We start from the raw sequence: 19,805 nt of genomic DNA, 5'->3' as shown, positions 1-19,805 counted from the left end.
AGGCCGGCCCAGGCAACCTAGCTGCAAGCCTGCAATGCCTGCTCGACATCCGCCAGCAGGTCCTCCACATCCTCCAGCCCCACCGACAAGCGCACCAGCCCCTCCGATATCCCGTGATGCGCCCGTTCCTTCGCGGTATAGCTTGAGTGCGTCATGCTCGCCGGATGCTGCGCCAGCGACTCGGCATCGCCCAAGCTCACCGCACGGGCAAACAGTTGCAGGGCATTCATGAACCTGCGCCCGGCCTCGATACCCCCCTTGAGCTCGAAGGCGATCATCCCGCCCGGCAAACGCATCTGCCGCTGCGCCAGCTCGTACTGGGCAAACGACGGCAACCCCGGGTAGTGAATCAGCTCCACCTGCGGCTGCCGGGCCAGAAACTCCGCTACCTGCAGGGCATTGGCGCAATGGCGGTCCATGCGCAGCGCGAGGGTCTTGATCCCGCGCATCAGCAGCGCCGCATCGTGGGGCGACAGCACCGCCCCGGTCATGTCCTTCAGACCTTCCAGGCGAATGCGGTCGACGAGCGCCTTGCGCCCCACCACCAGCCCGGCAGTGATATCACCGTGACCACTGAGGTACTTGGTCGCCGAATGCACCACCAGGTCCGCCCCCAGCTCCAGCGGCCGCTGCAGGTAGGGCGTGCAGTAGGTGTTGTCGACCACCACATGCACATCATGCCCGCGCACCGCCTCGGCCACCGCGGCGATATCCACCAGCTGCATGTTGGGGTTGGCCGGCGTTTCGAAGTAGATCATCCGCGTTTTGCTGTTGATCGCCGCTTTCAGAGCCTTGGCGTCGTTCAGGTCGACATGGCGGATCTTCACCCCGAATTCGCCAATGCCATGGTGCAGGAAAGCAAAGGTGCAGCCGTACAAAGTACGCCCGACGATCAGCTCATCGCCGGGGCGCAGCAGGGTCCAGATCGTCGATGTGATGGCCCCCATGCCCGACGCCAATGCCAACCCCGCCTCACCGCCCTCCAGCGAGGCCATGCGTTGTTCCAGCAGGGCCAGGGTAGGGTTGGAGATGCGGCTGTAGAAATGCCCCGGCTCCTCCCCGGCGAAGCAGGCAGCGCCGTATTCCACGGTGGGGAAGGCATAGGTAGCGGTCTGGTACACCGGCGGCACCAGGGCGCCACCGTGGGAAAGCGGGTCGTAGCCATGGTGAATGGCCCGCGTGGAAAAACCGGTGTTGTTATGGGAGTCGCGCATGGCAACAGCCTCTTGTGGTTTGCTATAAGCTTATGCCACTGAGCTGCCCGATTTTTTCCAAAATGGCCCACGCATCCGTGTGCTTGTTGGAACAAAAACAATAATTACCGGACCAGGAGGGCAAAACATGCCTTCAAGCCTCGACCGCACCGACCGCGCCCTGCTCGCTGCCCTGCAGGACAACGCCCGCCTCACCGTTGCCGAACTTGCCGACCAGGTAGCGCTGACCACCTCGCCGTGCTGGCGGCGGGTCAAGTTGCTGGAGGACAACGGCTACATCACCGGCTACCAGGCCATCCTCTCGCCCAAGTCGCTGGGGTTTGGCGTGACCGCGTTCGTCAGCATCATGATGGACTCGCACACCAAGGACATGGCGCTGGCGTTCGAGCAGCGGCTGATGGAGATTCCCGAGATTGTCGCCTGTCACAACATCTCCGGGCGCTACGACTTCTTGCTGGAGATTCTGGCGCGGGATCTGGAGTCGTTTGGCGAGTTCACCCGGGAAGTGCTGCAGCGGTTGCCGGGGGTGAAGGAGATCTACTCGAGTTTTTCCTATAAGGCGGTGAAGGAACGGCGGGTGATACCGGTGTCGGAAAAACACATCTGAACAACTTGCGCGCTCCGTTTGGGAGCAACTGTCTTGCTCAAAATCTAGAAGCTTGCGCAGTCCCTGTGGGAGCGGCTTTAGCCGCGAACACCGGCACAGCCGGTGCCATCCACCGCGCCGCCTGCTTCGCGGGTGAACCCGCTCCCACAGGTACAGCGTGAGCCCGAAGCATGCGCTGTATCTGCGGGAACGAGAAACAAAAAACCCCGCCGAAGCGGGGTTTTTCTTGCAGGCTAGCGCTTAGATCGCACCACGCTGACGCAGCACGTCCAGCACCTGTTTCACACCCTCGTCCACGCTGGTGGCCTGGGTGTCGATCACAAGGTCGGCGTCCAGCGGCACATCGTACGGGAAGCTTTCGCCCGGGATGTTATCGGCGCCAGCAGCGTACAAGCCTTGCGGGTCACGCTCACGGCAGGCCAGCGGCGAGGCCTGGACGTAAACGGTTACCAGGCGCTCCTTGCCGATCAACGCCTTGGCCTGTTCGCGGCCTTCGGCATCCGGGGCCACGAACGCGGCCAGGGTCAGCAGGCCGGCTTCGTTGAACTGGCGCGCCACGTGGGCGGCGCGGCGCCAGTTTTCGGTACGGCCAGCGCGGTCCTGTGGCAGGCCCTTGTTCAGGTCGTGGCGCAGGTTCTGGCCGTCGAGCACGTACACCGCACGGCCCATGTCGAACAGCTTGCGCTCCACGGCGTAGGCCAGGGTGCTCTTGCCAGCGCCGGACAGGCCGCTGAACAGCACGGTCGCAGGCTGCTGGCCGAAGCGCAGGGCGCGCTCTTCGGTGGCCACATGGCACAGCTTGCCATGATGGCCGGTGCTGCCGTGCGGCAGGACTGGCGGGGCGATGATCATGCCGGCGCCGACGGTGCCGTTGGTCAGGCGGTCGATGACGATGAACGCACCGGTGGTGCGGTTGCTGTCGTAACCGTCCAGGGCGATCGAGGCGTCCAGGGACACCTTGACGCGGCCGATCTCGTTCAGCTGCAGCGCGCTGGCAGCGCCCTGCTCCAGGGTGTTCACATCGACCTTGTGGGTGATGCTGGCAATCGAGCCCGGCACGTAGCTGGTGGCGCGCTTGATGTCGTATTTCTTGCCCGGGAGCATCGGCTCCTCGGCCATCCACACCAGCATGGCGTCGAACTGGTCGGTGACCGGCGGGACGTTGTCGGCATGCACCAGCAGGTCGCCACGGGAGATGTCGATCTCGTCTTCCATGGTCAGGGTCACGGCCTGGCCAGGGCCTGCGTTTTCCAGCTCGCCTTCGTAGGTGACGATGGACTTGACGCGGCTGCTCTTGCCCGACGGCAGCACGACGATTTCGTCGCCCTTGTGCACCACGCCGCTGGCGATGGTGCCGGCGAAGCCACGGAAGTTCAGGTTCGGACGGTTGACGTACTGCACCGGGAAGCGCAGGTCGGTGAAGTTGCGGTCGGCCGACACTTCGACGGTTTCGAGGATTTCCATCAGCGTCGGGCCGGCATACCACGGCGAACGCTCGCTGTGGTTGACCACGTTGTCGCCCTTGAGCGCCGACATCGGCACGAAGTGCAGGCTGCTCGGGGTCAGGTTGATGGCTTCGGCGAACTTCAGGTAGTCGGCCTTGATCGACTCGAAGACGCCCTGATCGAAGCCCTTGAGGTCCATCTTGTTGACCGCGACGACGATGTGCTTGATGCCCAGCAACGAGGCAATGTAGCTGTGGCGGCGGGTCTGGGTCTGCACGCCGTAGCGGGCGTCGACCAGGATGATCGCCAGGTCGCAGGTGGACGCACCGGTAGCCATGTTGCGGGTGTACTGCTCGTGGCCCGGGGTGTCGGCAATGATGAACTTGCGCTTGGCGGTGGAGAAGTAGCGGTAGGCGACATCGATGGTGATGCCCTGCTCGCGCTCGGCCTGCAGGCCGTCGACCAGCAGTGCCAGGTCGACTTCCTCGCCGGTGGTGCCGACTTTCTTCGAATCACGGGTGATGGCCTCGAGGTGGTCCTCGTAGATCATCTTCGAGTCGTGCAGCAGGCGCCCGATCAGGGTGCTCTTGCCGTCGTCGACGTTGCCGCAGGTCAGGAAGCGCAGCAGTTCCTTGCGCTCGTGCTGGGCCAGGTAGGCGAGGATGTCCTCGCTGATCAGATCAGATTGGTGCGACATGGAGTAACCCTGAAATTAGAAGTAGCCTTGGCGTTTCTTGTCTTCCATGGAACCGGCGCCATCGTGGTCGATGACACGGCCCTGGCGTTCGGACGTACGGGTCAGGAGCATTTCCTGGATGATGTCCGTCAGGGTCTCGGCTTCCGACTCGACAGCACCCGTCAACGGGTAGCAGCCGAGGGTACGGAAACGCACCTTCTTCTTGACGATGCGCGCTTTCTCTTCATCGGTGAGATGTTCGAGGATGCGTTCGTCGTCGATCATGATCAGGGTGCCGTTCTTCTCGATGACTTCGCGCTCGGCAGCGAAGTACAGCGGCACGATCGGGATGCCTTCGAGGTAGATGTACTGCCAGATGTCCAGCTCGGTCCAGTTCGACAGCGGGAAGACGCGGATCGACTCGCCCTTGTTGACCTTGCCGTTGTACACGTTCCACAGTTCCGGGCGCTGGTTCTTCGGGTCCCAGCGGTGCTTGCTGTCACGGAACGAGTACACGCGCTCCTTGGCCCGCGATTTCTCTTCGTCGCGGCGCGCACCACCGAAGGCGGCGTCGAAACCATGCTTGTCCAGCGCCTGTTTCAGGCCCTGGGTCTTCATGATGTCGGTGTGCTTGGAGCTGCCATGGGTGAACGGGTTGATGCCCTGCGCCACACCCTCGGGGTTGACGTGGGTGATCAGCTCCAGGCCCATTTCCTCGACCATCTTGTCGCGGAAGCTGTACATCTCCTGGAATTTCCACTGGGTGTCGACGTGCATCACCGGGAACGGCAGCTTGCCCGGGAAGAAGGCCTTGCGCGCCAGGTGCAGCATCACGGCGGAATCCTTGCCGATCGAGTACAGCATCACCGGGTTGTCGAACTCGGCGGCCACCTCGCGGATGATGTGGATGCTCTCCGCCTCCAGCTGTTTCAAGTGCGTCAGTTTGTCGACCATGGCTACTCACGAAAAACGATCTTATGGACGGCCTGCGGGCCGTGTTCGAGCGAGCCACTTTATCACAGCGGCTGCTTCTATTTAGGAGGCTGGCTAGATCGAAAAAGTCTAACGATATGACTGGGGGTTTGGGCTGGAATTGGGGCCGCTCTGCGGCCCTTCGCGGGCACGCCCGCTCCCACAGGTGCAGCGGAGTCCTTGTGGGAGCGGGCGCGCCCGCGAAGATCAGATAGGGTTCGGGCAATCGATGAACAGGTGCTCCACGGCAAAGCGCCGCGCCAGGTAATCACCCAGCGCCTGTACCCCATACCGCTCGGTGGCATGGTGCCCGGCGGCAATGAAGCTGACGCCATTCTCGCGGGCACTATGGTAGGTCTGCTCCGACGCCTCGCCGGTCAGGTACAGGTCCACCCCGGCCGCGATCGCCGTGTCGATGTAGCCCTGCCCGCCCCCGGTGCACCAGCCGACCCGGCGGATCATCTGCTCACCTTCGACCAGCAAAGGCTCACGCCCCAGCACCTCCCGCACCCGGCGGGCGAAGTCGCGCGCGGTCATCGGCTCGGCCAGCGAGCCGACCATGCCGACCACCTTGGGGTTCTCCGGGTCCAGCGGCCCTTCGACAGTAATGTCCAGCTGCCGCGCCAGTTGCACGTTGTTGCCCACGTCCGGGTGCACATCCAGCGGCAGGTGGAACGCCAGCAGGCTGATGTCGTTGTTCAACAGGGTCTTCAGCCGGCGCTGCCGGATACCGGTGACGCACGGGTTCTCACCCTTCCAGAAGTAGCCATGGTGCACCAGCACCAGGTCGGCCTCGGCCTCGACCGCCGCATCCAGCAGCGCCTGGCTGGCGGTAACGCCGCTGACGATGCGGCTGACCTGCGGCCGGCCTTCGACCTGCAGGCCGTTGGGGCAATAATCCTGGATCTTCGCGCTGCCCAGGTAACGCTCGGCTTCCTCGACCAGGGTGTTCAGAGCGACGGCCATGAAAATCTCCTCGAAATCTGCGTTTTTCTCGGGCACAACGCCCATGCAACGCCCGTATAATGCCGGCCATTATGGGCCGTCGCCGGCACTGGGGGAACCGGTGTATGATCGCGCGCGCTCATGCCCCACCGCACGGTCACCGTCCCCCGGCTCTTTCCAGGATTCATTCATGTTCAAGGCTTTGCGTTATTTTGGCTGGCCCCTGCTTACCGGCGTACTGATCGCCATGCTGATCATCCAGCGCTTCCCGGAATGGGTCGGCCTGCCCAGTCAGGACGTCAACCTGCAACAGGCGCCGCAGACCTCGCGGATCATGCAGGGCCCGGTATCCTACGCCGACGCCGTGACCCTGGCCGCCCCGACGGTGGTCAACCTGTACACCACCAAGGTGGTGAACAAGAGCGCCCACCCGCTGTTCGAAGACCCGCAGTTCCGCCGTTTCTTCGGCGACAACCTGCCCAAGCAGCGCCGCTGGGAGTCGAGCCTGGGCTCGGCGGTGATCATGAGCCCCGAGGGCTACCTGCTGACCAACAACCACGTCACCAGCGGTGCCGACCAGATCGTCGTGGCCCTGAAGGATGGCCGCGAGACCCTGGCCCGGGTCATCGGCAGCGACCCGGAAACCGACCTGGCGGTGCTGAAGATCGACCTGAAGAGCCTGCCAGCCATCACCATCGGCCGCTCCGACAACATTCACATCGGCGACGTGTCGCTGGCCATCGGTAACCCGTTCGGGGTCGGCCAGACCGTGACCATGGGCATCATCAGCGCCACCGGCCGCAACCAGCTGGGCCTGAACAACTACGAAGACTTCATCCAGACCGACGCCGCGATCAACCCGGGCAACTCCGGCGGTGCGCTGGTGGATGCCAACGGCAACCTGATCGGCATCAACACGGCGATCTTCTCCAAATCCGGCGGTTCACAGGGCATCGGCTTCGCCATCCCGGTGAAACTGGCACTGGAGGTGATGAAGTCGATCATCGAGCACGGCCAGGTGATCCGTGGCTGGCTGGGTATCGAAGTACAGCCGCTGAGCCAGGAGCTGGCCGAATCGTACGGCATGAAGGACCGCCCGGGCATCGTGGTGGCGGGTATCTTCCGCGAAGGGCCGGCGGCAAAGGCCGGTTTGCAGCTGGGTGACGTGATCCTGAGCATCAACGGCGAGCCAGCCGGTGACGGGCGCAAGTCGATGAACCAGGTGGCGCGGATCAAGCCCAACGAGAAGATCACCATCGAGGTGATGCGCAATGGGCAGCAGTTGAAACTGATCGCCGAGGTGGGGCTGCGGCCGCCACCGGCGCCGGCAGTCGCCAAGGAAGAGAAGTAAGGCTTCGATCTGGGGCTGCTTTGCAGCCCATCGCCGGCAAGCCAGCTCCCACAGGTATTGCACAGGGCTTGAGGCTGATGTGATACCTGTGGGAGCTGGCTTGCCGGCGATGGGCCGCAAAGCGGCCCCTTTTGCATCAATGCAGGATCTGGCTCAGGAACAACTTGGTCCGGTCACTGCGTGGCCGGTCGAAGAAGTCATCCGGCGCCGCCTGCTCGACGATCTCGCCCTTGTCCATGAAGATCACCCGGTTCGCCACGGTCCGGGCAAAGCCCATCTCGTGGGTCACGCAGAGCATGGTCATGCCATCCTCGGCCAGGCCCACCATGGTATCGAGCACTTCCTTGACCATTTCCGGGTCCAGCGCCGAGGTCGGTTCGTCGAACAGCATGATCTTCGGCTTCATGCACAACGCGCGGGCAATCGCCACACGCTGCTGCTGGCCACCGGACAACTGCCCCGGGTACTTGTGCGCCTGCTCCGGAATACGCACCCGCTCCAGGTAGTGCATGGCGATTTCCTCGGCCTTGCGCCGCGGCATCTTGCGCACCCACATCGGCGCCAGGGTGCAGTTCTCCAGAATGCTCAGGTGCGGGAACAGGTTGAAGTGCTGGAACACCATGCCCACTTCGCGGCGGATGGCCTCAATCTGCTTGAGGTCGTTGGTCAGCTCCACACCATCGACCACGATGCGCCCCTGCTGGTGCTCTTCCAGGCGGTTGAGGCAACGGATGGTAGTGGACTTGCCCGAGCCGGACGGCCCGCACAGCACGATGCGCTCGCCCTGGCGCACGTTCAGGTTGATGTCCTTGAGCACATGGAACTGGCCGTACCACTTGTTCACGCCCTGCATCTGGATGATGCCTTCGGGGCCGGCAGGCTGCTTGATCGCTTCACTCATTTCGAAACTCCTAACGCTTGTGGCCAGTGTCCAGCTTGCGCTCCAGGTGCATGGAGTAGCGGGACATACCGAAACAGAAAATCCAGAACACCAGGGCGGCGAACACGTAGCCCTCGGTAGCCATGCCCAGCCAGGCCGGGTCGGCGGCGGCTTGCTTGACGCTGTTCAGCAGGTCGAACAGGCCGATGATGATCACCAGGCTGGTGTCCTTGAACAGGGCAATGAAGGTGTTGACGATGCCAGGGATCACCAGCTTGAGCGCCTGCGGCAGAATCACCAGGCCCATCGCCCGCCAGTAGCCCAGGCCCATGGCAGCGGCAGCTTCGTACTGGCCCTTGGGGATGGCCTGCAGGCCACCACGCACCACCTCGGCGATGTACGCCGACTGGAACAGGATCACGCCGATCATCGCCCGCAGCAGCTTGTCGAAGCTCATGCCCTCAGGCAGGAACAACGGCAGCATCACCGATGACATGAACAGCACGGTGATCAGCGGCACGCCGCGCCAGAACTCGATGAAGGTCACGCACACCACCTTCACCGCCGGCATCCTCGAGCGCCGCCCCAGGGCCAGCAGGATGCCCAGCGGCAATGCGCCGACAATGCCCACGGTGGCGATCACCAGGGTCAGCATCAGCCCGCCCCACTGGCTGGTCGGTACGTTTTCCAGGCCCAGCACGCCCCCGTGCAGCAGGGCGTAGGCCAGCAGCGGGTACAGCACCAGGAAGCCCAGGCCGTAGAAGGCCTTGCGCGGGAAACGCTTGATGAACAGCGGCGCGGCGCCGAGCACGGCAAGCCACACGGTCAGGTCCACGCGCCAGCGCAACTCGGCCGGGTAGTAGCCATACATGAACTGGCCGAAGCGCTGCTGCACGAACACCCAGCAGGCGCCCTCCTTGGTGCAGTCGGCGCGGGTGGTGCCGACCCAGTTGGCGTCAAGCAACGCCCACTGCAGCAACGGTGGCACGATCAGCCACACCAGGTAGATGGCGAACAGGGTCAGCAGCGTGTTGAGCCAGCTGGAGAACAGATTGGCACGCATCCATGCGAGCACGCCGACGGTTTTCACCGGTGGCGGCATGTCGGGTTTGAAAACATGGGCATTCACGGGCGTATCCTCACCGCTCGATCAGCGCAATGCGCTTGTTGTACCAGTTCATCAGCAGCGAAATGCTGATGCTGATGGCGAGATAGACACTCATGGTGATGGCGATCACCTCGATGGCCTGGCCGGTCTGGTTGAGCACGGTACCGGCGAACAGCGAGACCATCTCCGGGTAGCCGATACCGGCCGCCAGCGACGAGTTCTTCGCCAGGTTCAGGTACTGGCTGGTCAGCGGCGGAATGATCACCCGCAGTGCCTGGGGGATGATCACCTTGCGCAGGGTCGGCCCCTCGCGCAGGCCCAGCGAGCGCGCGGCCTCGGTCTGGCCATGGCTGACCGAACGGATACCGGAGCGCACGATCTCGGCGATGAACGCAGCGGTGTAGATGGTCAACGCCAGGGTCAGCGCCAGCAGCTCGGGGATCAGTACCCAGCCACCGACGAAGTTGAATCCTTTCAATTGCGGCACTTCCCAGTGCACCGGGCTGCCGAACAGCAGTGCACAAACACCCGGAATGGCGATGAACAGCGCCAGCCCCACCCAGAACTTGTGGAACGGCACGCCGGTCTCGTCGAAGCGCTTGTTGGCAAAGCGCACCATCGCCACGATGGCCAGCAGCGCCAGGGCCAGGGCCACGACAAACGGCCAGAAGCCTTCGGCCATGGACGCGCCGGGCATGTTCAGGCCACGGTTGCTGATGAAGAAGGTGTCATCGATATTGATGCTGCCCCGCGGTCCCGGCAGGGTCAGGAACACGGCAAAGTACCAGAACAGGATCTGCAACAACGGCGGGATGTTGCGGAAGGTTTCCACATACACGGTCGCCAGCTTGTTGATCATCCAGTTCGGCGACAGCCGCGCCACACCGATGATGAAGCCGAGAATGGTCGCCAGCACCACGCCGATGAAGGTCACCAGCAGGGTGTTGAGCAGGCCGATGACGAACACCCGCGCATAGCTGTCGGATTCCACGTAGGGGATCAGATGCTGGGCGATGCCGAAGCCGGCACTGCGGTCGAGGAAGTCGAAGCCCGAGGTGATGCCCCGGTGTTGCAGGTTGGTTTGCGTGTTGTGGAACAGGTACCAGCCCAGACCGACCACGAAGACTATCGTGAGAATCTGGAACAGCCACGCGCGCACACGCGGATCGTTAAGGGACAAGCCCTTGGGTGCGCCGATTTGATTTTGCATGAAGTGCCCCGGACAGTAGGGATTCGAACAGCCTGCGGCGGCGGGATGCCGCCGCAGGGTGCAGCCATCAGCGCACAGGTGGCGCGTACTGGATGCCGCCGTTGTTCCACAGGGCGTTCATGCCACGGTCGATCTTCAGGTCGGTGCCTTGGCCCAGGTTCTTCTCGAACACTTCGCCATAGTTGCCGACTTGCTTGACGATCTGCACTACCCAGTCCTTGGGCAGCTTGAGGTCCTTGCCGTACTCGCCGTCCGCACCCAGCAGGCGGGCGACGTCCGGGTTCTTGGTGCCTTTGGCCTCGGCCTCGACGTTCTTCGAGGTGATGCCCGCCTCTTCGGCGTTGAGCATGGCGAACAGGGTCCACTTGACGATGCTGAACCACTCCTCGTCGCCTTTGCGCACCACCGGGCCCAGCGGTTCCTTGGAGATGGTTTCCGGCAGTACCACGTAGTCGGTCGGCGCGGCCAGCTTGGAGCGCTGGGCGAACAGCTGCGACTTGTCCGAGGTCAGCACGTCGCAACGGCCGGACTCCAGCGACTTGGCGCTTTCGTCGGAGGTGTCGAAGGTGATCGGGGTATATTTCAGGCCATTGGCGCGGAAGAAGTCCGACACGTTCAGCTCGGTGGTGGTACCCGCCTGGATGCAGATGGTCGCGCCATCGAGCTCCTTGGCGCTGGAAACACCCAGCTTCTTGTTGACCAGGAAACCGACGCCGTCATAGTAGGTAACACCGGCGAATACCAAGCCCATGCCAGCATCACGCGAGCTGGTCCAGGTGGTGTTGCGCGACAGCACATCGACTTCGCCCGACTGCAGGGCGGTGAAGCGTTCCTTGGCGTTGAGCTGGCTGAACTTGACCTTGGTGGCGTCGCCGAACACGGCGGCGGCCACCGCGCGGCACACGTCGGCGTCGATACCAACGATCTTGCCCTGCGCATCAGGTACCGAGAAACCTGGAAGACCGTCGCTCACGCCACACTGGACGAAGCCCTTCTTCTTTACCGCATCGAGGGTGGCGCCGGCCTGGGCGTTGCTCACGGCGCCCAGCGCGGCGGCAGCGGTCAGGACTGCCAGGGTGGTTTTCAACATCTTCATTCACAACCTCCAAATCGCTCTTGTTGTATCGAGCCGGAATTGCACCGCACCCTTTTGAGGCGTATCCGACCCGTATTGGCTTGTTATTGGGTCAATGGCGCAATGGACTGTTCTGTGACAGCCTTCGCGTGCAAAGGGTGTTACCGTCACGGCCTGCCCTTTGCATCATTGGTTGAATTGCAAAGCGCGTACCAGAATTTACGGCTGTAGCGTTTAAGCGCTCGTCAAGTAGGGAAAGTTGTATCGTTGCGACATTCTTTTTCCGACAATCATTTCCAGCGCCTTCTTTTCACGCACGCCATAACAAGACCCGCACACTTTCGGAGCAGTCATGACCAACCCGCTGATTCTCGAACCGCAGAAAACCGCCGATGCCTGTGTGATCTGGTTGCACGGCCTGGGTGCCGACCGTTACGACTTCCTACCAGTGGCCGAATTCATGCAGGAGCGCCTGCTCAGCACCCGTTTCGTCATGCCCCAGGCTCCAACCCGCCCGGTAACCATCAACGGCGGCTACGCCATGCCCAGCTGGTACGACATCAAGGCCATGACCCCGGCCCGTGCCATCGACGAGGCGCAGCTGGAAGAATCGGCCGAGCAGCTCATTGCCCTGATCAAGGCCGAGCAGGCCAAAGGCATCAGCCTGTCGCGGATCTTCCTGGCCGGTTTCTCCCAGGGCGGCGCGGTGGTGCTGCACACTGCCTATATAAAGTGGCAAGAAGCACTGGGTGGCGTGATCGCCCTGTCCACCTACGCCCCCACCTTCAACGACCAGCATCAGTTGAGCGCCTGCCAGCAACGCACCCCGGCCCTGTGCCTGCACGGCGTGCACGACCCGGTGGTGATCCCTTCCATGGGCCGCACCGCCTTCGAGTACCTGAATACCTGGGGCGTCGCCGCCCGCTGGCACGAATACCCGATGGAACATGAAGTGGTGGTGGAAGAGTTGAGCGACATCCACGACTGGCTGAGCAAGCAATTGCAATAAGCCAAGGCCGCCTGTAGTTGTAAGGCTATTCCACTACGCCGCGCCTGAATCTTGCTTTACACTGCCCGGCGTACATTCCTTAACCAGTTGACGAGACGATCGTGCTCAAGGCACTCAAGAAAATTTTCGGCAAGGGAGACGCCGCGCCACAGGCCGTCGCTCCTGCTGCCAGCGTGACGCTGCCTGCGCCCGCACCCGCCAGCGAGGCCCAGCGTGCGGCAAAACCGGCCGCCCCACGCGCCACCCCCGCGCCCCTGGCCGAACAGCCTGCCGCCGTTACGCCAGCCGCCGACAAGCCGGCCAAGGACAAACCGCGTCGCGAGCGCAAGCCCAAGCCGCAGGCCAGCCTGTGGAAACCGGAAGACTTCGTGGTCGAGCCGCAGGAAGGCAAGACCCGCTTCCACGACTTCAAGCTGTCCAACGAGGTGATGCACGCCATCCACGACCTGGGCTTCCCGTACTGCACGCCGATCCAGGCACAGGTGCTGGGTTACACCCTGCGTGGCCAGGACGCCATCGGCCGGGCCCAGACCGGTACCGGCAAGACTGCGGCGTTCCTGATCTCGATCATTTCCCAGCTGCAGCAGACGCCGCCGCCGAAGGAACGCTACATGGGCGAGCCACGCGCGCTGATCATCGCGCCCACCCGCGAGCTGGTGGTGCAGATCGCCAAGGATGCCATCGCCCTGACCAAGTACACCGGCCTGAACGTGATGAGCTTCGTCGGCGGCATGGACTTCGACAAGCAGCTCAAGGCCCTGGAAGCGCGCCATTGCGACATCCTGGTGGCCACTCCGGGCCGCCTGCTGGACTTCAACCAGCGCGGAGAGGTGCACCTGGACATGGTCGAGGTGATGGTGCTGGACGAAGCCGACCGCATGCTCGACATGGGTTTCATCCCCCAGGTGCGCCAGATCATTCGCCAGACGCCGCCGAAAAGCGAGCGCCAGACCCTGCTGTTCTCCGCCACCTTCACCGACGACGTGATGAACCTGGCCAAGCAATGGACCACCAACCCGGCCATCGTCGAGATCGAGCCGGAGAACGTTGCCAGCGAAACGGTGGAGCAGCACGTCTATGCGGTGGCCGGCAGCGACAAGTACAAGCTGCTGTACAACCTGGTGACCCAGAACAAGTGGGAACGGGTGATGGTGTTTGCCAACCGCAAGGACGAAGTGCGGCGCATCGAGGAAAAACTCGTGCGCGACGGCATCAATGCCGCGCAGTTGTCGGGCGACGTGCCGCAGCACAAGCGTATCCGTACCCTGGAGAACTTCCGCGAAGGGCGCATCACCGTGCTGGTGGCCACCGACGTGGCGGGGCGTGGCATTCACATCGATGGCATCAGCCACGTGATCAACTTCACCCTGCCGGAAGACCCGGACGACTACGTGCACCGCATTGGCCGGACAGGCCGTGCGGGCACCAGTGGTGTGTCGATCAGCTTTGCCGGCGAGGATGATTCGTACCAGCTGCCCGCGATCGAAGAGCTGCTGGGGCGCAAGATCAAATGTGAAATGCCGCCGGATGAGCTGCTGAAGCCGGTGCCGCGCAAGCACCATTGACCTATGCCGGCCTCTTCGCGGGTAAACCCGCTCCCACAGGTACTGCACAGCTTCCGAAACCTGTGCAGTACCTGTGGGAGCGGGTTCACCCGCGAACCGGGGCTCCGCCCCGGCCATCAAACAAGGATCTACCAGCGCCCAGCGGCATCCTGGTCACTCTGCTTCCCTTCCACCCACCGTGCCCCTTCCTGGGTATTTTCCTTCTTCCAGAACGGCGCCCGGGTCTTCAGGTAGTCCATGATGAAGTTGCAGGCATCGAACGCCGCCTGCCGATGGGCACTGGCCACACCGACGAACACGATCGGTTCGCCCGGTTCCAGCGCACCGATGCGGTGCAGCACCTCCACCTTGAGCAACGGCCAGCGCTGCTCGGCCTCGACCACGATCTTGGCCAGGGCCTTTTCGGTCATGCCCGGATAGTGCTCGAGGAACATCCCCGCCACTTCACGGCCATCGTTGAAATCCCGCACGTAGCCGACAAAACCGACCACCGCGCCCACGCCGACATTCGCCGCGTGCATGGTATTGGTCTCGGCCCCCGGGTCGAACGCGCCCTCCTGTACTCGCACAGCCATGTTCAGCCTCCGGTCACCGGCGGGAAGAACGCCACTTCATCGCCCTCTTCCAGCGGCTCATCAAGCTTGCACAGTTCTTCGTTGCGCGCACACATCAGGTTCTGCTCGGCCAGCACTTCGTACTGCCCGCCCTTGGCCACCAAGGCCTGGCGCACATCGTCGAGCACCTTGAACGCGCCCTCCACCCGCTCGGCATCCACGCCCAGCAGTTCGCGGTAACGGGCGAAGTACATCACCTTGACCTTCATCACGCCTCCACCTTGTAGTGGCCGCTCTTGCCGCCGAGTTTTTCCAGCAGGCGCACCTGCTCGATGACCATACCTTTATCCACAGCCTTGCACATGTCATAGATCGTCAGAGCGGCAACGCTGGCGGCGGTCAGCGCCTCCATCTCCACGCCGGTCTGCCCGGCCAGCTTGCAGCGGGCAACGATACGCACGGCGTCCTGCCCCTCGGCGCTGAGCTCGACCTTGACACTGGTCAGCATCAACGGGTGGCACAGCGGGATCAGGTCGCTGGTCTTCTTCGCCGCCTGGATCCCGGCAATGCGCGCCACGGCGAACACGTCGCCCTTGGGGTGTTCACCGTCGACGATCATCTGCAAGGTCTGCGGCAACATGCGCACCCGCGCCTCGGCGGTGGCCTCGCGCTCGGTCACGGCCTTTTCAGTGACGTCGACCATGTTGGCCCGCCCCTGGGAATCAAGATGTGTCAGCACTGCTCTGCTCCTGTGAAGGGAACTTGCAGTGTAAACCTGTGAGTCAGGTTTGAGCAGAGGGGTGCGTCAACCGTGCCCGCGAAAAGGCCGGGCGGCGAACCGCCCGGCAAAGAGGGTTACAGATGCGACTCGGCGTACTCGGCCAGCACCGAGCGTGGCACGCCCTGCAGGGTGATGTGCACGCCATGGGGGAAGTCCTTGAAGCGCTCGGTCAGGTAGGTCAGGCCCGAGCTGGTCGCGGACAGGTAGGGGGTGTCGATCTGCGCCAGGTTGCCCAGGCAGACCACCTTGGACCCGGAGCCGGCACGGGTGATGATGGTTTTCATCTGGTGCGGCGTCAGGTTCTGGCACTCGTCGATCAGGATCAGGCTCTGCTGGAAGCTACGGCCACGGATGTAGTTCAGCGACTTGAACTGCAACGGCACGCGCTCGAGGATGTACTCGACGCTGCCATGGGTGCTCTCGTCATCCATGTGCAAGGCTTCGAGGTTGTCGGTGATGGCGCCCAGCCAGGGTTCCATCTTCTCGGCCTCGGTGCCCGGCAGGAAGCCGATCTCCTGGTCCAGCCCCTGCACGCTGCGGGTGGCGATGATGCGCCGGTAGCGCTTGCTGACCATGGTCTGTTCGATGGCCGCGGCCAGGGCCAGGATGGTCTTGCCGGAACCGGCGGCGCCGGTCAGGTTGACCAGGTGGATATCCGGGTCGAGCAGGGCGAACAGCGCCAGGCTCTGGTGGATGTCACGCGGCTTCAGGCCCCAGGCTTCCTGGTGCAGCAACGGTTCCTGGTGCAGGTCGAGCAACAGCAGCTCATCGTTGCGGATACCCTTGATCCAGCCGACGAAGCCCTGTTCATCGATGATGAACTCGTTGACGTGAACCGCCGGCAGGTTGTCGATCAATTGCACGCGGTGCCAGGTGCGGCCACGCTCCTGGCGGGTATCGACCTTGCTCACCCGGTCCCAGAACGAGCCGGTGACCGAATGGTAGCCCTTGGACAGCAAGGACACGTCATCGACCAGCTGGTCGGTGCTGTAGTCCTCGGCCGCGATGCCACAGGCACGCGCCTTCAGGCGCATGTTGATGTCTTTGGTGACCAGCACAACGTCCAGGTCGGTGCGCCGGGCCCGTACTTCGAGCAACTGGTTGATGATGATGTTGTCGTTGAGGTTTTCCGGCAGCAGCTTGTTCGGCTCGTTGCGCGGAGTCATCAGGATGGACAGGAAGCCCTTGGGCCCGCTCTTGCCACGCTGGATCGGCACGCCCTGCTCGACATCGCTGGGCGAGGCGTCACCAAGGGTCTGGTCGATCAGCCGAATGGCCTGGCGGCATTCGGCGGCGATGGTCTGTTTGCCGGTCTTGAGCTTGTCGAGTTCCTCCAGCACCGTCATCGGGATGGCGACATGGTGCTCCTCGAAGTTCAGTAACGCGTTGGGGTCGTGAATCAGGACGTTGGTATCGAGCACATACAGGATAGGCTTGCTGGAGGAAGGGTTGCGTCCTTGGTCATCCATACTCGGTCACCTTATGTCGAAGCCACACGGCGTGGTCTGTTACGCCGCAGAGTGACTGCCGCTGTCCCCGTATCCGCGTTGTTACGGGCGGGAAGCGAACCTGGCTAGGTGGGCCTGGATGACGCCACCTGTGCTGCAGGAATCGGCTGTCTGGTTTCTTCATACCGCAAAAATGATGACTAAAAAAAGTCTTTTTACGTGCAGGTGAAGTTTATTTTTCCAAATGACGAACAGGGGTTGGCGAGGGGGCGCGTGAGGACTACAGTCAAAAATCAGGCTGCCATTGCATGGGCCAACGCCAGCAAGCCATGCACCTAACCTGCAAGAGCAACTGTGTTGTGTTGCCTGCACTGGCCTCATCGCCGGCAAGCCAGCTCCCACAGGGACAGCGCATGGCTTGAGGCCGATGCGGTCGAGGTGGGAGCTGGCTTGCCGGCGATGGGCTGCGTAGCAGCCCCCTCTCACCCCTGGTTGGCATATCCCTGGCAATCTTCCCAACCAATCCCGCTCTGCGCCGTATTGCGCAACAACCACTCCACCGCCGGCTGCGCCTTGGGCAGGCTGTCATGGAACTGGATCACCCCTTTGCGCCACAGCAGCATCAAGGTCAGCACCCGCTGGGCAGAGGCTTCGGCGCTCAGTGCGCCATCATCCTGGGCATCGATGTCCCACAACGATACCTGCAACTGCTGGCTGGCCATGAACGCCTCGCCATCGGCCCGACGCTGCCCGTAAGGCGGGCGAAACAACGGCACATACTGCTCCGGCAGGTCGGCCTGCACCCGCGCCTGGCTACGCCGCAGCGAGTCCTGCCAGCCTGTCCACTGCGCATGGGAGCGGTACTCCCAACCCTGGATCCCCACGCACTGCCCGCCATAGAGCTGGCGCAAGGCATCTGCCGCCCCGGCGTCGCGCCGTTGCTGCAGGCGGTTGCCGAGCACGAAGAACGTGCCTTCAAGCTTTTGCCGGCGCAGGTAATCAGCCAGCAGGTCGGTACTGCCGCCATCCGGCCCTGGCCCGCCGACGAAGGTCAGCAGGAACATGCGGTCGTTCAGTTCATCCCCATTGCGCTCGCGTGAGGACAGCCGCTCCACCTCGCTGCTGGTCTGCGGCAGCAACGCCGCCTTGCGCAGTTGTTCGTCCAGGTAGCGCACATGGAACTGATGGCTCGGCTCGATCCAATCGGTGTAGAAAGTGCCGACATCGGCAGCGAACGTCGCCGCTTGCGTACGCAACTCCGCCATCGACGTCACCGGATAGCAGAACGACGCATCCTGCTCGCAACTGCGCTGCGCCTGTTGATAACCTTCCCACAACCGCTGCCACATGCGCGCCCGCACCAGGCGCACCTTCTGCAAGTTGACCTGCCGTAGCCCCAAGCGTGCCGCCAGCGCCGCGTCGTCCAGCAGTTCGCTTTCGTGCAGCACCTGGGCGAACGAGAGGATCTCGGCCCGCGAGGCCACATCGAACAACGCCGGACTGTCCAGCTTTTCGGGCCACAGACTGCGGTCCAGGCTCACCTGGGGTGAAGGGGCGGCTTGCACGGCCAGGCTCAGCAGAGCGGCCAGCAAGGCAGAGGCAATACGCACGGTTGAAGGCTCCGCAACGGCGAAACGCGCACTATAGCCTCTGCACCGGCCATGGTCTGTGACTATCGTCGCCATAGTTTGGACTTGCACCGTCCAGCCCGTAGAATTCCCGGCCAACGATGCCAGGAGCCGACCCGATGCTGACGGTGATTTCCCCCGCCAAGACCCTCGACTACGACACCCCGCCGGTGACCGAGCGTTTCACCCTGCCCCAGTACCTGGACGACTCCCAGGAGCTGATCCAGCAGCTGCGCGACCTGTCGCCGGCGCAGATCAGCGAACTGATGCACCTGTCCGACAAGCTCGCCGGCCTGAATGCCGCGCGCTTCGGCAGCTGGACCCCGGACTTCACCCCGGCCAATGCCAAGCAGGCGCTGCTGGCGTTCAAGGGTGACGTGTACACCGGCCTCGACGCCGAAAGCCTGGGCGAGGACGATTTCAGCTACGCCCAGCAGCACTTGCGCATGCTTTCGGGCCTGTATGGCCTGCTGCGCCCGCTCGACCTGATGCAACCTTACCGCCTGGAAATGGGCACCAAGCTGGCCAACGCCCGCGGCAAGGACCTGTACGCCTTCTGGGGCACGCGCATCAGCGAATGGCTGAACCAGGCCCTGGCCGAACAGGGCGATGACGTGCTGCTGAACCTGGCCAGCAACGAGTATTTCAGCGCGGTGAAACGCAGCGCGCTGAAGGCCCGGGTGATCAACGTCGACTTCAAGGACCTGAAGAACGGCCAGTACAAGATCATCAGCTTCTACGCCAAGAAAGCCCGCGGCATGATGAGCCGCTTCGTCATCCAGCAGCGCATCAGCGACCCGGAGCAGCTCAAGCAGTTCGATGTGCAGGGGTACTACTACAGTGCCGAACAGTCGAAGCCGGACCACCTGGTGTTCCTACGCGATCATCCGACCGAGTAAGCCTGTAGCACCGCTTTCGCGGCACGCCCGCTCCCACAGGTATGCCACTGAATTCAAGGTCAGTGACCAACCTGTGGGAGCGGGCGTGCCCGCGAATGGGCAAAAACATTTCTCCCCGCCTTTGCCCCGCAACAGGGCACACTTCATATCGCCATCACGCCACAAATTCGACGCCAAAAAATCGACACACCGCAACTTATAGCCAAACGCCATAAGACCGTTCGTAGCTTTTTTGACGAATTTTTCAAAATATTTTTCGATGCTGGCATAAAAATATCTCGCAACAGTTTCGCCCTTTATATATAGGGGCAAAACACCCGTGTGCTATCAGATTGAAATTGTCTACCACTGAAAAAATATTTAGAAATCTTTCATCCACGCCGAACCCACCCCGGAACTTCTGCTACGACGAATCGCTCATAGTGCCGTAACGATTTT

18 protein-coding genes are annotated in these 19,805 nt (G+C 62.8%); 5 read left to right on the top strand and 13 right to left on the bottom strand.

Going from position 1 to position 19,805, the window contains the following annotated elements:
* Positions 1-17: 17 nt before the first annotated feature.
* A complete protein-coding gene (locus tag CAG22_RS13345; protein ID WP_085705596.1) occupies positions 18-1,214 on the bottom strand; it encodes a methionine gamma-lyase in 1,197 nt (398 codons plus the stop codon).
* A 127-nt stretch (positions 1,215-1,341) separates the two neighbouring features.
* Between CAG22_RS13345 and CAG22_RS13340 the strand changes: the two genes are divergently transcribed.
* On the top strand, positions 1,342-1,821 hold the full coding sequence (locus CAG22_RS13340; RefSeq protein ID WP_016498026.1) for an Lrp/AsnC family transcriptional regulator: 480 nt from the start codon (positions 1,342-1,344) through the stop codon (positions 1,819-1,821).
* Positions 1,822-2,061: 240 nt separating this feature from the next.
* Here CAG22_RS13340 and cysN read toward each other — a convergent pair whose 3' ends face one another.
* The 3 genes from cysN to CAG22_RS13325 form a co-directional block, all read right to left on the bottom strand.
* Complete coding sequence (gene cysN / locus CAG22_RS13335; protein WP_085705595.1) at positions 2,062-3,963, bottom strand: sulfate adenylyltransferase subunit CysN; 1,902 nt, start codon at positions 3,961-3,963, stop codon at positions 2,062-2,064.
* A gap of 15 nt (positions 3,964-3,978) precedes the next feature.
* On the bottom strand, positions 3,979-4,896 hold the full coding sequence (gene cysD, locus CAG22_RS13330; protein WP_013974136.1) for a sulfate adenylyltransferase subunit CysD: 918 nt from the start codon (positions 4,894-4,896) through the stop codon (positions 3,979-3,981).
* Between the two features lie 225 nt (positions 4,897-5,121).
* A complete protein-coding gene (locus CAG22_RS13325; protein ID WP_075046277.1) occupies positions 5,122-5,880 on the bottom strand; it encodes a Nif3-like dinuclear metal center hexameric protein in 759 nt (252 codons plus the stop codon).
* Positions 5,881-6,049: 169 nt separating this feature from the next.
* Here CAG22_RS13325 and algW point away from each other — a divergent pair, with 169 nt between their 5' ends.
* Positions 6,050-7,210: a Do family serine endopeptidase AlgW gene (gene algW, locus CAG22_RS13320; RefSeq protein ID WP_025340570.1), complete on the top strand. Its 1,161-nt coding sequence runs from the start codon at positions 6,050-6,052 to the stop codon at positions 7,208-7,210.
* A gap of 136 nt (positions 7,211-7,346) precedes the next feature.
* On the opposite strand, the gene CAG22_RS13315 is transcribed toward algW, so the two are convergent.
* The 4 genes from CAG22_RS13315 to CAG22_RS13300 all read right to left on the bottom strand — a co-directional run bounded on the left by CAG22_RS13315 (position 7,347) and on the right by CAG22_RS13300 (position 11,504).
* On the bottom strand, positions 7,347-8,111 hold the full coding sequence (locus tag CAG22_RS13315; RefSeq protein ID WP_003251792.1) for an amino acid ABC transporter ATP-binding protein: 765 nt from the start codon (positions 8,109-8,111) through the stop codon (positions 7,347-7,349).
* A gap of 10 nt (positions 8,112-8,121) precedes the next feature.
* Complete coding sequence (locus CAG22_RS13310; RefSeq protein WP_085705594.1) at positions 8,122-9,219, bottom strand: amino acid ABC transporter permease; 1,098 nt, start codon at positions 9,217-9,219, stop codon at positions 8,122-8,124.
* Positions 9,220-9,229: 10 nt separating this feature from the next.
* Positions 9,230-10,408 carry an amino acid ABC transporter permease gene (locus tag CAG22_RS13305; protein WP_085692186.1) on the bottom strand — a complete coding sequence of 393 codons (1,179 nt, stop codon included), beginning with the start codon at positions 10,406-10,408 and terminating at the stop codon, positions 9,230-9,232.
* Positions 10,409-10,475: 67 nt separating this feature from the next.
* Positions 10,476-11,504: an amino acid ABC transporter substrate-binding protein gene (locus CAG22_RS13300; protein ID WP_075046278.1), complete on the bottom strand. Its 1,029-nt coding sequence runs from the start codon at positions 11,502-11,504 to the stop codon at positions 10,476-10,478.
* Positions 11,505-11,835: 331 nt separating this feature from the next.
* Here CAG22_RS13300 and CAG22_RS13295 point away from each other — a divergent pair, with 331 nt between their 5' ends.
* Together CAG22_RS13295 and rhlB are read left to right on the top strand one after the other, a co-directional pair.
* Positions 11,836-12,492 (top strand): alpha/beta hydrolase, encoded by a 657-nt coding sequence (locus CAG22_RS13295; RefSeq protein ID WP_025340573.1) that lies wholly within the window; start codon positions 11,836-11,838, stop codon positions 12,490-12,492.
* A 101-nt stretch (positions 12,493-12,593) separates the two neighbouring features.
* The gene (gene rhlB / locus CAG22_RS13290; RefSeq protein ID WP_085705593.1) at positions 12,594-14,057 is read left to right on the top strand and encodes an ATP-dependent RNA helicase RhlB; all 1,464 of its coding nucleotides are present in this window, start codon (positions 12,594-12,596) and stop codon (positions 14,055-14,057) included.
* A gap of 128 nt (positions 14,058-14,185) precedes the next feature.
* Here rhlB and moaE read toward each other — a convergent pair whose 3' ends face one another.
* The 5 genes from moaE to CAG22_RS13265 form a co-directional block, all read right to left on the bottom strand.
* Complete coding sequence (moaE, locus tag CAG22_RS13285; protein ID WP_085592159.1) at positions 14,186-14,632, bottom strand: molybdopterin synthase catalytic subunit MoaE; 447 nt, start codon at positions 14,630-14,632, stop codon at positions 14,186-14,188.
* A gap of 2 nt (positions 14,633-14,634) precedes the next feature.
* The gene (gene moaD, locus CAG22_RS13280; protein WP_003251777.1) at positions 14,635-14,880 is read right to left on the bottom strand and encodes a molybdopterin converting factor subunit 1; all 246 of its coding nucleotides are present in this window, start codon (positions 14,878-14,880) and stop codon (positions 14,635-14,637) included.
* Positions 14,880-15,350: a cyclic pyranopterin monophosphate synthase MoaC gene (gene moaC / locus CAG22_RS13275; protein WP_003251775.1), complete on the bottom strand. Its 471-nt coding sequence runs from the start codon at positions 15,348-15,350 to the stop codon at positions 14,880-14,882. Before moaC ends, moaD begins: the two co-directional genes overlap by 1 nt.
* A gap of 116 nt (positions 15,351-15,466) precedes the next feature.
* On the bottom strand, positions 15,467-16,861 hold the full coding sequence (locus tag CAG22_RS13270; protein WP_013974146.1) for a PhoH family protein: 1,395 nt from the start codon (positions 16,859-16,861) through the stop codon (positions 15,467-15,469).
* 461 nt (positions 16,862-17,322) lie between these two features.
* The gene (locus CAG22_RS13265) at positions 17,323-18,450 is read right to left on the bottom strand and encodes a polysaccharide deacetylase family protein (RefSeq protein ID WP_085692188.1); all 1,128 of its coding nucleotides are present in this window, start codon (positions 18,448-18,450) and stop codon (positions 17,323-17,325) included.
* A gap of 137 nt (positions 18,451-18,587) precedes the next feature.
* Here CAG22_RS13265 and yaaA point away from each other — a divergent pair, with 137 nt between their 5' ends.
* The gene (gene yaaA / locus CAG22_RS13260; protein WP_085692189.1) at positions 18,588-19,367 is read left to right on the top strand and encodes a peroxide stress protein YaaA; all 780 of its coding nucleotides are present in this window, start codon (positions 18,588-18,590) and stop codon (positions 19,365-19,367) included.
* Positions 19,368-19,805 lie beyond the last annotated feature (438 nt).

The sequence above is a fragment of the Pseudomonas sp. B8(2017) genome, assembly GCF_002113575.1.
Taxonomy (GTDB): domain Bacteria; phylum Pseudomonadota; class Gammaproteobacteria; order Pseudomonadales; family Pseudomonadaceae; genus Aquipseudomonas; species Aquipseudomonas putida_Z.
Note: the sequence above shows the minus strand (reverse complement) of the source record. Positions and strands in the feature narration are given on the sequence as shown.

Coding starts and splice junctions, on each gene's coding strand:
- CAG22_RS13305 (WP_085692186.1), bottom strand. CDS start 10,408: ATGCAAAATCAAATCGGCGCACCCAAGGGCTTGTCCCTTAACGATCCG.
- moaD (WP_003251777.1), bottom strand. CDS start 14,880: ATGAAGGTCAAGGTGATGTACTTCGCCCGTTACCGCGAACTGCTGGGC.
- cysN (WP_085705595.1), bottom strand. CDS start 3,963: ATGTCGCACCAATCTGATCTGATCAGCGAGGACATCCTCGCCTACCTG.
- CAG22_RS13315 (WP_003251792.1), bottom strand. CDS start 8,111: ATGAGTGAAGCGATCAAGCAGCCTGCCGGCCCCGAAGGCATCATCCAG.
- CAG22_RS13340 (WP_016498026.1), top strand. CDS start 1,342: ATGCCTTCAAGCCTCGACCGCACCGACCGCGCCCTGCTCGCTGCCCTG.
- yaaA (WP_085692189.1), top strand. CDS start 18,588: ATGCTGACGGTGATTTCCCCCGCCAAGACCCTCGACTACGACACCCCG.
- cysD (WP_013974136.1), bottom strand. CDS start 4,896: ATGGTCGACAAACTGACGCACTTGAAACAGCTGGAGGCGGAGAGCATC.
- CAG22_RS13270 (WP_013974146.1), bottom strand. CDS start 16,861: ATGGATGACCAAGGACGCAACCCTTCCTCCAGCAAGCCTATCCTGTAT.
- moaE (WP_085592159.1), bottom strand. CDS start 14,632: ATGGCTGTGCGAGTACAGGAGGGCGCGTTCGACCCGGGGGCCGAGACC.
- algW (WP_025340570.1), top strand. CDS start 6,050: ATGTTCAAGGCTTTGCGTTATTTTGGCTGGCCCCTGCTTACCGGCGTA.
- CAG22_RS13300 (WP_075046278.1), bottom strand. CDS start 11,504: ATGAAGATGTTGAAAACCACCCTGGCAGTCCTGACCGCTGCCGCCGCG.
- CAG22_RS13325 (WP_075046277.1), bottom strand. CDS start 5,880: ATGGCCGTCGCTCTGAACACCCTGGTCGAGGAAGCCGAGCGTTACCTG.
- CAG22_RS13345 (WP_085705596.1), bottom strand. CDS start 1,214: ATGCGCGACTCCCATAACAACACCGGTTTTTCCACGCGGGCCATTCAC.
- CAG22_RS13295 (WP_025340573.1), top strand. CDS start 11,836: ATGACCAACCCGCTGATTCTCGAACCGCAGAAAACCGCCGATGCCTGT.